We start from the raw sequence: 11,800 nt of genomic DNA on the forward strand, positions 1-11,800 counted from the left end.
GCGTGGCCCGATTATGGCGACATTAACCACAGGCAACCCAAAGTCGCGAACGTTCAACCCATCCAGCCCAGGGTCGCGAGGGCAAGTGCGCCATAACGCAACCCTTTGGCCAGGGTCACGATCAACACAAAGCGCCGCCACGGCTCGCCCATCACGCCCGCCACCAAGGTCAGTGGATCGCCGATGATGGGCATCCAACTGAGCAGCAGCGACCAACGCCCATAACGCTGATAATGCACGCGGGCCTTGTCCAGATGCGCCGGACTGACCGGAAACCAGCGCCGATCCTTGAACTGCTCCAGGCGTGTGCCCAGCCACCAGTTCACCAGCGAGCCCAGTACGTTGCCCACGGTGGCGACCCCCAGCAACAGCCAGGTTTCATAGCGTTCGCTGAGCAACAGCCCAACCAGCAGTGCTTCGGATTGCAGCGGTAACAAGGTGGCGGCACCGAATGCCGCCAGGAACAAGCCGATGTAAGCCTCGCCCATCAGTGGGCCGGGTAATCCGCCACCACGGTTTGAGTCCCGTCGCTTTTCAGGCCGATCACCTGATACGCATCACTCATGCCGTCCGTTTCCATACCGGGCGAACCCATGGGCATGCCAGGCGCGGCCACACCGAGCAGGTCGTTCCGTTTGCTCAACGCCAGGACCTGGTCGGCCGGGACATGCCCCTCAACGAATTTGCCATTGATCTGGGCGGTGTGGCAGGAGCGCAGGTTTGGCGCAACACCCAGGCGTTGTTTGACTGAACTCATGTCGGTTTCAACATGGTCGTTGACCTTGAAGCCGTTTTCTTGCAGATGTGAAATCCATTTTTTACAGCAACCGCAATTGGCATCGCGGTGTACGTCAATGGTGATCGGTTCGGCGGCCTGGGCCAGGGTGGTGACAAAAAACGCGCTCAGGGCGAGCAGGTGCAGGGGATTGGCCATGGGGACAGTCTCGTGTCGAACAGTTTGGGAGGAGGATAACAGAGTAGCGAGCGTGAGCTGACAGTGGGCTGAGGGGCGGATTACAGAGTTGTCAGGTTGGGGGCGATGCTGATTCGAAGTTCGGAGCAAATTCACCCGCCACCGCAGAACCCTGCGGGAGCGAGCCTGCTCGCGATCGCGGTGGTTCAGCTTGGCCAGTGTCGACCTTGCCGCCGTCATTGCGAGCAGGTTCGCTCCCACAGGGTCATGCGCAAACAGCCTGGGGCGCTTTAGCGCCAACTCATCTTCAAGCCGCCGAACCTGCCTGGGCGCTCCTCCAGATGTGCCCTTGGGCTTGCACTTGTTCGTGGAGCCGTTGCATCGGCTCCGAATGCAAGGTGAGCGGGCGATCCAGGGCGCCACGGTGAAACAGCGCCTGCCAGCCGGGGTCGCCTTCAGCAGGCATGATCCCGGTGAAGATGAATCCGGCGTCCATCAATCGTTGGTAATCGTCGGCAAATTGCTGACGCAGTCCGAGTCGCACTGAAAGTGACCAATGGGCCGGCAAGCGCAGCAGTTGCCCGGCCAGGCGAAGGCCTATGTACCCGGCCACAATGTCGATTCTTCCGGGCAGCTGTCGGATTTGAAAAGGCTGTACCGAAGGCGATGGCGCCTCGAGCGAGGTACCAAACAGCGATGCCAAGGGTTGCGTCAGCCATTGGCATGCCGCGGGCCATTTAAGGTGCGGCAGCGGGCGGCGATGGCCGCTGACCACCTGGCTGCCGACCACGATGGTTTCGGCGTGGACCGTGGCGAAAGGTGAGGGCACATGGTCAGGCAGCAGCCCGGTGTCATGGAACCCCAGGCGTTGTGCCAGACGCTGGCTGTAGCAATGGCTGGTGACTTGCTTGATCGACAGCCTGGCAAGTCCGAGGTCCTGGCAGCTGTCGAGTAATTTCTGCCCCAGGCGCGTCGCAATCTGGCCGCCCTGCACCGCGGGGTCCACCGCGATCAGGGCCAGTTCCGCGTCTTCACCATCGGGCGTCTGCCGACACAATGCGGCATGGCCGACCACGCGGTCATTCTCCACGGCGACCATGGAGTGCCAACGGCTCAGCAGGTTGTGCAGGCCAATCATGTGTGGCAGGTAGACGTCTGGCGAGACGTAGTGATCGCCGTAAACCCGGCGGAACAATTCGCTGGTTCCGACGCCATCCGTGGGCCTGAACGGTCGGATGACCACGCTGCTCATCCGGCGTGCCTCGCTGTCAGCGGCGCATAGGTGCGGCGGTCGATGATCGACAGGTGCTTGCCAGAGCGTGGATGGCGTTCCAACGCTTGCAAGGCGCAGGCCTGGACGTTCAGGTCGAGTTGGTCGATACCCGGATACTGTTTGGTCAAGGCAGCTTTCAATGTGTTGGAGAGTGACTGGCAAGCCTGGGTTTGCCCGCCAGGCACCCACTTGAGCAACACGCGGTCGTTGTTCTGTGCGTGCTCGATGATCAATTGCCACTGAAGGTCACCGCCAATGCTGCGGATGATGTCGCTGATTTCCTGCGAGAACAGTGAGAAAACGCCTACCCGCACTCGCTGGCTTTTCGCGCTGCGGCCCTGAAGCGCGAACTTGCGTCGCGGGGTGCCAACCGGCTCGCGCCAGCACGCTCGGTCGCCCACTGGATACCGCACGATGGGCATCAGGGTCCGGGTGAGGTTGGTCACCACCAGATTGCCGGGCCGATCGCACGCCTGGATGACCTCACCGCTCAGTTCATCGATGATCTCTACCCGTATCTGTTCGCCGAACACGCGGTGCTCGCCCAGGTTGCAGTCCGGTGCGCTGGCGCCCACCAGCCCGGCGTCGACGCTGGCATAGCCGATGGAGGCGAAGCGTGCCTGTGGGAAGGCGCGCTGCAACGCGGGCAACTGGCTGTCGAACAGGTTTTCTCCGCCGAACAGCACGGTGGTGATGCCGGGCAGCGTTCGTCCCTGTTGATCCAAATGGTCGGCAAACGCCAGCAGGTGCGCAGGCACACCGGCCAGCACATTGATGCGGTGGCCGGTCACCGCCTCGGTCAGCACGTCGAGATCCACCGCCCCGGTGAACGGGAATTCGGTGATGGCTACATCGACTTTGCCAAGGGCGCCATGAATGAACAGGAAACTGGCGTACAGGTCTCCGGAAAAGAACAGGTTGGCGATTCGATCACCAGCCCTCAATTGCGCTGACAGGCTCTGACCGAAGCAGTTGAGCATCCGCTGCCATTCAGCGCGGGTGTACACCGACAGTTTCCCCTGACTGGTCGTGCCGCCGGTTTTGTAGATCAGCGCGTCTTCTATTTTGTCGGTCAGCACGTCCCAATTGTCCAGGTCATGACTGCCGGCCCAATAGTCGGCGACGTCGACAATGGGGACATCCTCCAGAGCGCAATTCTGCGCGGGTAAATGCCGTAAAGACTTGCGGTAGAACGTTGAATGCGTACGAATATGGGCGAGCCATTGTTCGAATGGTAAAGAGGTGCTCATCAGGGTTCTCTCGGACTCTAACGTCCGCTTATTCAATTACACGGGAAAACAATCAAGCGGTGAGTCTGCGATCAATCACCAGCGGTACTTTGCCGCTGTGTTTGTTATGTTCGAAACTTGTCGCCGGACAGGATTGCACGTCCAGTACGAGCATTTCGGACTCCACCAGCGTGGACAGCAGTTCGAGGCCCATGACCTGGCTCCGGACCGTTTGTGCATTGCCATCGGCGCGAATCAACAGGCGTTCGCAGCCGCTGCTGTGGTAATCGAGTACGATCTGAATGGCCGTTTGTGCCTGCTCAGCCAGCTCGTGGGTATTGATCAGGTACGTCACGATGCGTATCAGGGCGCCGTGGCGCTGGCGCAACTCGAACCGGGGTGACTCCAGGCCACACGGGCAGGGAGCGGTGAGCCAGCGCCCGCAATCACCAACTTCGTAGCGGTGAAGGGGCTGCGCTTGGCGTCTGCGCGAAGTGAACAGCAGCCGTCCGGTTTCCCCCGACGCGACCGGAGCGTCCAGTTCCAGCTGGACGATCTCCAGGTATTGAATGTCCTCCATGAGGTGGAATACACCCTCGCCGCTGGCAGTGCAGGCATGGCCAAGGGGACCCGCGTCGACGCTGCCATAGATGGCTGAGCGAATACTTGTCACGCCGCAGTCCTCAAGCAACTGACGGCAGCCTGGCCCCAGGTGCTCGCCGCCCAGCATGACTTTGCGCACGCCGCCGTAGCCTTGAAGGGTTTCTCGCTGGCTGGAAAACAGGCGCTGCAAGGTACTTGGCATGCCAACCAGGGTATTGACCTTGTGAGCGACGATCATCCGTGCGATCTCTTCAAAGTCCGCATCTGACGTCGCACCCATGGGGTAATGCACGGCGTTCATGTGCTCCAGTATTTTCGAGAAGCTGAAGAAGCCACCGTAGAGGTTGCCGCCATAAAACAGATTCATCACCCGATCCTTCGCCGGATCCAGACCGGCCGCGCGCAGTCCATCGGCGGCGGCCCGCATGTGGCGATCAAAATCGCGGTAGCTGTAGGGCGACAGCACCGGTGCGCCGCTGCTACCACCTGAGCGGAAGAACAACTGGGCCTGGGGTGCGGCAGGCAGCGCCAGGAATGCCGCTTTGTCCATGATCGGCGTCGAGGGTGAAATGGGTGTCGTGGTCGGCGGGGCGTCCAGTGTCACACGATGACTGGCGACCTCAGGTTCAAGACCGACCGATACCCGACGACTCAATCGTTGCAGCGCGTAGACGCCGTCGTGAGGCTCGCCCTCGTAGCCTTGCTGGATGTCTGCGGTTGCCGAGATGCGGGTCACGCCGGCGGCTAAGACGCGACGTGCCAGTTCAGGCGCCCGTTGCGGTTCACAGATCAGTGCGCAGCTCTGCAACACGTTTCGCCAGGGCAGCAGGGTTTCGGTGATCAGTCCGTGGGGCACCGGTCGTAACAAAAGCGTGCGAAACAGTGGCGATGGCAACAGGTCGCGGTGATGCTCCCAAATAATGCGCCAGCCGTGGCCTTCCCAAATCTGGCCGGTTTGTCCTGCAAAGCTGTGGTCGAGTCGGGCAAGTGCCGTGCGGGTGGTGATCTCGCACGCTTCGGCTGCACTGGTTTCCAACGCTGGCCATTGTCCGGCGCGTCGTTCAAATGCGTCAGCCAGGGCGTCACCCAGTGCCAGCATCTGAGCCGGCTCGTCGCTGTCCACCAACAGCCACTGGGGACTGGAACAGGCTTGCTGATCGAGGCGGCAGACCTCATCCACCAGACTGTCCAGCGCCTGCTCGTTGACGGCTTGCGGCGTGACATAGGCGAAGCTGATGCGATGTCCCCAATCGATCCAGCGGCAGCCGCTTGGAAGCTGGTCACGCATGGCCTTGAGTGCTGTCTCGCCACCCCAGGCGCTGACGCCCTGGGCCAGCGCGAAGAGACGCCGGCACTCGTGGTAGGGCACTGGCAGCACCGCAACGTAATCGCGCAACTGGCCGCTTGGGTCGCAATCGAGGAACGTCGCCAGCACCCGCGCCGTCAGGTCTGCATCGCGCGTGCTGGGTCGCAGCCAGTTGACGTTGCCCGCCAGCAGGCTTTCCAGTGCCGCGAAGAACCCCAGCAGCGGAGCATTGCCGGGGGTGACATGCACCACCAGCCCCAGGGGTTGCCAGCTTTCGAAAGGGCCATCGCTATAGTCGATTCGGCGCAGCGAGCGCGCGTCCGCCCCCAGCTCCCGTTCGAGTTTGCGGCTCAAATGCTTGCGTTCGCAGAAGGCGATCAGTGCCTGGCGCTGGTCGTCGTCCAGGAGCGGAGTTTGTTCTGGGGCCCGCAGCATTTGTGCGAACGCCTGCGCACAATCGAGCACGCTATCACTGGGGGGCGGTGCGTCCAGAAGAGCAGGCAGTTGCGTCTGCAGGCGTTCAAGGGCTGTATCGAGGGGCAGATCAGCGTGCAGTTGGCCATTGATGAGATACATATCAATTCTCCTTGATCAATTCGGAAGCGGCCATGGCGCAGCTTCGGCTGGCACTGGTGCCGGCCCGGCCGTGCAGCTCGAACCATTGGGTGTTCAGGCCGCACTCACAATTGGCCGGATGCAGGGTCGCCAGGTCGCTCATCACCACGGCATGGGCGGGACTGGAAGAGATGTAAGGCGAGACGAACGACAACAATCCCGCCTCGCCGAAGGGCTGGACGCTGAAGTTCGAGGGGTGACGTATGAAAGCTTTCGAATAGACCGGCACATGAAACCTGTGATGCGCACATTCGATGTACGGCACGGCGTGCTCGACGGCACCGTAACCGTCGCGGCAGCGGTACGCCTCAATGCCCAGTTGCCGGGTGATGTGTTCATAGACCTCGTGGCGGGGGATCTCCTGGGCGGCCTGTTTTTTCCAGCCGCCTCCCAGAAATACCAGGGAGTCGGGGGCAAGTTTGAGGTTCGGCGTCGCGGTTTCACGCATGCGCTCAAGCGCATGACACAGCAGCGCCGGGAAGCCAAAGATCCGCACCGGCAGGCCCTCTTCGGCGAACTCCTGAAGGGCCCGGATCGCGCCAAAGACATCGAACTCATGACCTTTTCCGGTGCGCCGCAGCGCATGAAAAATCCGATTGGCCGGCGCGAAGCTGCGCAAGAACTGGTCTGTATGAGCGGTGCCGACGTGATTGACCTTCTCCGGTTCGTGACTGAACAACAGGTAGTTGCAGGGCGAATCCGGCGTGAACCAGCCGTAATGTTCAAAGATACGCGCCACCATGCCCTGGGCCGCGGCCATGCTGCGCTCGTCGTAGCGCATGCGGCTTTTCTGGCCGCTGGTGCCGGAGGATGTCAGCTCTAGCGCGTTCTCGCCGGTGGGGCTGAGCAACAAGCGCTGTTTGAAGTAATTGGCGTAGATGGGCGGCAAGCGCGACCAGTCAGTCAAATGCTCCAGATCCTCTACAGCCAGGCCGTTGGCGTTGAGCCAGTGTTCGTAGCCGGGGGTGTGGTGGCAATGGAACAGGCTGATTTGGGCCATGGCCCGATCAAACAGACCAGCAGGTACCGAATCGGGATCGTAAGGCTGCGCCAATGCACACAGCGCATCGGCGTGGGGAAAATGAATCATGGGTAACGTTCCTAAGGGAGGGGATTTTCAGACGTGAGCGGCCGGTTGCGACAGGAACAGACGCAGCGCCACAAGGCAGCTGAGCCCGGCAATGCCGACCATCAAGGCAAAGGCGTTCAGGCTTGTTCCGGCGCCCAGCAGCGCGAGCAGTGAGCCGGCGGTGCTCATCACTGCGATGGAAATCATCCCGACCATGGCCGAGACCAGCCCTTTGCTGTCGTCGCTGGCGAACAGCGCCAATCGATACAAGGCCGCGTTGCCCATGCCCAGCCCCAGGGCGTAGAGCGCCAGGCCGCTGACCAGCGCGGGTACGCCAAGGTTGAACGGGCTGGCGATCACCAGTGCGATGAGGCCGGTAGACAAGGGCCACAGGCTGTAGCGCAATACCCCGCGCACGCCCACCCGCTCTACCAGGTGATTGAGCAGGAGATTGCCAAGGATCACGCCCGAGAACACCGGGATTTGCCACAGGCCATATACCAGGGGCGACAGGCCCTGGTCCTGGATCAGCAGCAGAGGGGACAGACCGATCCAGGCAATCAGCGGCAGGCTCATCAACCCCAGCGCCACGCACGCGGCCATGAAGCCGGAGTGACCCAGCAGCGCGCCATAGCGCCTGATGAGTGTGCGCAGTTCGAACGGCTCCAGGGCCGGTTGCCGGGGGCAGGAGTGCACCAGACCGGGGCTTCGGGGCATGAATGTCCATAAGGCCAGCCAGCTCACTGCCCCCAGGCCTGCCAGCAACATGAACAGCTCGCGCCAGGACAGCCATTGCAGCAGCAAGCCACCCAGCAGCGGCCCCAGCAAGGGCGAGAGGAGGGCGAGATTGCCCAGCAACGCCATGACCTTCACAGCGTCCGACTCGTTGAATACTTCCTGTATGGCCGGGTAGCTGACCGCGATCACGAAACCCAGCCCCATACCCTGGATCAAACGAAGCCCGTTGAATCCCTGCATGTGGGTGACCAGGGTGATCGCCGCGCAAGCCAGGACAAAACCGGCACAACCGACGAGCATGAATGCACGACGCCCATAGCGATCGGATAACGGACCGATCAGCCACGGCAGCAGAACACCGCCCAATAGATACAGATTGAAGGCGTAGGGGATTTGATCCGCGGGCGCATCCAGTTCCCGGGTCACCGCGAGCATGGCCGGCATGACCAGGTCGCTGGCCAGATAAGTCAATAGTTCGAAAAGAGCGATAGCCAGGCAAAAACCTGTCAATCGTATTGGCGAAAGAGTTGCCAGCAAGTTTTGCATGATTTCCAACGTTGATTTTCGGTAAGGAGGTAAGCGCCTCTTATTCGAGAATACGTTGGGGGAATTCAGGGCCGAAAGAAGTCTTCCCCTTTGTTTGTGGCAGAAATATGAGTTAATTCTGTAAGACAAAAGTCCGCCAGGGGCGGACTTCTGTGGTGATGCAGGTAATTAATCTGATGGGCTTCGGTTGCGTGAGTACGCCCGTTCGGCTGTACCATGAGACCCCGTCTGCTGCCCGCCATTTCCAAAACACGGTATGGGGCTGGCAAGCACGGGGATACAGAGCGGATACATTCAGGAAATTGGCAATGACTCAATCGCAACGTTTGAAATACTCGATTCTGGTGGTCCTCGTGGTTCTGGCGATCATGCTGGGACTGACCTGGATGCAGAACAACGGCATGATCAGCGAGCAGCTGTTTCAATACATCGCGATTGCCGTCGCGGTCATCGTGGTCGTGATCAACGGCGTGATGCGACGCAAGGTCAAGCCCTGAGCGCAGGCGTCACTCCCCGCCCTGGAGCACGTGCATGGCCTTGCGGTGCAAACTGTAGGTCTTATCGGGGTTAAGGGTGACGACACCCTCGCTGCACAGGCGCTTCAACACCTCGCGCACGCTGAGGAAGGACAATGGAATGTCCAGCCCCAACAGTTGACTGTGTACGCCCCGCACACCCAGGCTGCGGTTTTCAACGGCGGCCTTGAGCAATGCATCGATGACCTTGAGGCGAATCAGGCTGGTTCTGAGGCCGAAGCTCTTGAGCAAAAGCCTGATGTGTTCATTGCTACCTCGTTCTGCCGGCCTGTCGAACAGGTTGTGAGTGGCTGTCGCCGGAACGCCGGTCGACCTGGGCTTGCCCTCCATGGGCTGACGCGCGTCATGCATGCAAAAACTCCTTACCAGCCTGTTCAGAAAAGGTCACGGATACTCTCCTGTAATAGGACGAACGAACGCGGCCAATCATGAAGGCAAAAAGCTGAAAAATTTGTCTGGAGGCGATCAAACGCCCGTAGTCAGGCGGTGCCAGGCCATTAATTTTTTTTCATCCCATTCGTTTTCAAGGGAGGCACATTCCGGCCAGGCACGCGGTATGTGAATTCCCAGGCAGCCGTCCTGGTTTTAGAAAGTATTGGATCAGGAGTGAACGTGAGAATGTCCGGGCAGTTATCGAGGTTTGGTCTCGCAGGTGTGTTTTTCGCAGTGAGCCTGGGGTTCAGCTGCGTCGCCAGCGCTCAAAGTGATAAAGAACAGGCCAGTGCCGAGATCCGTCGCACCAGTTTTGGCGTGCCACATATCCGGGCTCAGGATGAGCGCGGGTTGGGCTACGGCATCGGGTATGCGTACGCTGAGGATAATTTATGCCTGCTGGCCAATGAGATCGTCACGGTCAATGGTCAACGCTCGCGCTACTTCGGCCCGGAGCAGGTCACGCTCGAACAGCGGGAGAACCGCGTCAGCGATGTATTTTTCAACTGGCTCAACACGCCGCAAGCCGTTTCCGGTTTCTGGCAAGCCCAGACGCCTCAAGTACAGCAACTGGTCGAAGGCTATGTGGCGGGCTACAACCGCGCCTTGGCCGAACGCAAGGCTATCGGCCTGCCCGAGCAATGTGCCAGTGAGTGGGTGCGGCCGATCACCGTGCTGGACCTGGTCAAACTGACCCAGCGCCTGTTGGTGGAAGGTGGCGTCGGCCAGTTCGCCGAAGCCCTGGCGGGCGCTCAGCCGCCACAAGCGACGGCGGACGCTGGCGAGCCGAGGGCAGGTTTTGCAGGCGCAGCCACCCGGCAGCAGCGTTTCGCCCTGGAGCGTGGTAGTAACGCGGTCGCCATCGGCAGTGAGCGCTCCTTCAACGGGCGTGGGATGTTGCTGGCGAACCCGCACTTCCCATGGCTGGGGGGCATGCGTTTTTACCAGATGCACCTGACCATTCCCGGCAAACTGGACGTCATGGGCGCGGCCCTGCCAGGCTTGCCCGTGATCAACATCGGTTTCAGCCAGCACCTGGCCTGGACCCACACCGTCGACACCTCCAAACATTTCACGCTGTACCGTCTGCAACTCGACCCGAAAGACCCGACCCGCTACCTGCTCGATGGTCAATCCGTACCGATGAGCCAACAGACGGTGACGGTGGACATCAAACAACCCGATGGCCAGGTGCAGAGCGTTTCGCGGGTGGTCTACGGCTCGCAGTTCGGTCCGATCGTGCAATGGCCCGGCCGGCTGGACTGGGATGACAAGTTCGCCTACAGCCTGCGCGATGCGAACCGGGAAAATGATCGTGTGCTCGCCCAGTGGTACGCCATGAACAAAGCCGTCACGCTCAAGGACTTGCAGAGTGCGGTCCATGAGATCCACGGTATTCCATGGGTCAACACCCTGGCGGTGGACGATCAGGGGCAAAGTCTCTACATGAACGTGTCGGTGGTACCGAACGTCGATGCCGACAAGTTGGCCCGCTGCAGCGACCCGCGGGCAGGGCTGCAACTCATCGTACTGGACGGCTCGCGCGGCGAATGCGCCTGGGATATCGATCCCGAGGCCGTGCAGAAAGGCATTTACGCCGCCGACAAGCTACCGCAGTTGTTGCGCCGCGATTATGTGCAAAATTCCAACGATTCGGCCTGGATGGTCAACCCTTCACAACCCTTGTCCGGTTATTCGCCCTTGATCAGCCAGCAAGACCAACCGCTGGGCCTGCGTGCGCGTTTTGCTCTGCAGCGGCTGGGTCAACTGGCCAAGGACGGGCCGGTGAAGGTCGATGACTTGCAGCGTATGGTCATGGACGACCAGGTCTACCTTGCTGATCAGGTGATGCCCGACCTGCTGGGCTTTTGCGCCGGTGACCTGGGGGCCGATGCCGTGACGTTGACCCAGGTGTGCAACGATCTCAGGGTCTGGGATCGAACCGCTGGCCTGGACAGCGGATTGGGCTTCATTCATTTCCAGCGCATCATGGCGCAGTTGCAGAGGGTGCCTGATTCATGGCGTGTCCCGTTCGATCCGCAAGACCCGCGACATACTCCAAACGGCCTGGCGATTGAGCGTGCCCCGGTGCACAAGGCTGTGCGTCAAGCCATGCTGGCCTCGCAGGCCTCTGTGAAGGCCGCCGGATTGCCCAAGGATAGCCGCTGGCAGGACATCCAGGTTGCCAGCAGTGGCAGCCGGCAGACGCCAATCCACGGCGGCCCCGGTGAGCTGGGGATCTATAACGCGATTCAGAGCGTGCCAGGGGCCAACGGCAAACGGGAAGTGGTCAGCGGCACCAGCTATCTGCAAGTGGTGAGTTTTGATGGCAAAGGACCTCGGGCTGAAGGTCTGTTGGCATTTTCCATTTCCAGCGACCCGGCATCGCCGTATTCGGCCGACCAGACCCAGGCATTCTCGAAGAAGCAATGGAGTGCGCTACCGTTCACCGAACAGCAGATCAAAGCCGATCCGCACTATCAGGCGGTGATCATCCGTGAGCGTGATGAGGCGGGCAGGGTGGCCGCGCACTGATCGCT

At 60.8% G+C, this 11,800-nt stretch carries 10 protein-coding genes; 2 read left to right on the top strand and 8 right to left on the bottom strand.

Annotated features, from left to right (window positions below; genetic code table 11):
• Positions 1-53 precede the first annotated feature (53 nt).
• The 7 genes from MKS85_RS00530 to MKS85_RS00560 all read right to left on the bottom strand — a co-directional run bounded on the left by MKS85_RS00530 (position 54) and on the right by MKS85_RS00560 (position 8,292).
• Entirely contained in the window at positions 54-488 is a 435-nt protein-coding gene (locus MKS85_RS00530) for a YqaA family protein (protein WP_076385003.1), read from the bottom strand.
• Entirely contained in the window at positions 488-934 is a 447-nt protein-coding gene (locus tag MKS85_RS00535; protein WP_076385001.1) for a DUF411 domain-containing protein, read from the bottom strand. The genes MKS85_RS00530 and MKS85_RS00535 overlap by 1 nt, the downstream gene beginning before the upstream one ends.
• A gap of 286 nt (positions 935-1,220) precedes the next feature.
• Positions 1,221-2,165, bottom strand: coding sequence for a GNAT family N-acetyltransferase (locus MKS85_RS00540; RefSeq protein WP_274090391.1), 945 nt, complete (start codon positions 2,163-2,165; stop codon positions 1,221-1,223).
• A complete protein-coding gene (locus MKS85_RS00545) occupies positions 2,162-3,436 on the bottom strand; it encodes a phenylacetate--CoA ligase family protein (protein WP_274090392.1) in 1,275 nt (424 codons plus the stop codon). The genes MKS85_RS00540 and MKS85_RS00545 overlap by 4 nt, the downstream gene beginning before the upstream one ends.
• A gap of 52 nt (positions 3,437-3,488) precedes the next feature.
• Complete coding sequence (locus tag MKS85_RS00550) at positions 3,489-5,900, bottom strand: acyl-CoA reductase (RefSeq protein ID WP_310662533.1); 2,412 nt, start codon at positions 5,898-5,900, stop codon at positions 3,489-3,491.
• A 1-nt stretch (position 5,901) separates the two neighbouring features.
• Positions 5,902-7,029 (bottom strand): acyl-protein synthase, encoded by a 1,128-nt coding sequence (locus MKS85_RS00555; protein ID WP_310662534.1) that lies wholly within the window; start codon positions 7,027-7,029, stop codon positions 5,902-5,904.
• Positions 7,030-7,056: 27 nt separating this feature from the next.
• Positions 7,057-8,292, bottom strand: a complete 1,236-nt coding sequence (locus MKS85_RS00560; protein WP_310662535.1) for an MFS transporter — start codon at positions 8,290-8,292, stop codon at positions 7,057-7,059.
• A 308-nt stretch (positions 8,293-8,600) separates the two neighbouring features.
• Here MKS85_RS00560 and MKS85_RS00565 point away from each other — a divergent pair, with 308 nt between their 5' ends.
• Complete coding sequence (locus tag MKS85_RS00565) at positions 8,601-8,789, top strand: hypothetical protein (protein ID WP_047226561.1); 189 nt, start codon at positions 8,601-8,603, stop codon at positions 8,787-8,789.
• A 9-nt stretch (positions 8,790-8,798) separates the two neighbouring features.
• Here MKS85_RS00565 and MKS85_RS00570 read toward each other — a convergent pair whose 3' ends face one another.
• On the bottom strand, positions 8,799-9,179 hold the full coding sequence (locus tag MKS85_RS00570; protein ID WP_310662536.1) for a fe2+ zn2+ uptake regulation protein: 381 nt from the start codon (positions 9,177-9,179) through the stop codon (positions 8,799-8,801).
• A gap of 267 nt (positions 9,180-9,446) precedes the next feature.
• Here MKS85_RS00570 and MKS85_RS00575 point away from each other — a divergent pair, with 267 nt between their 5' ends.
• The gene (locus MKS85_RS00575) at positions 9,447-11,795 is read left to right on the top strand and encodes an acylase (RefSeq protein WP_310662537.1); all 2,349 of its coding nucleotides are present in this window, start codon (positions 9,447-9,449) and stop codon (positions 11,793-11,795) included.
• Positions 11,796-11,800: the final 5 nt, after the last annotated feature.

It is taken from the genome of Pseudomonas sp. JL2, assembly GCF_031570495.1.
Lineage (GTDB): Bacteria > Pseudomonadota > Gammaproteobacteria > Pseudomonadales > Pseudomonadaceae > Aquipseudomonas > Aquipseudomonas rhizophila.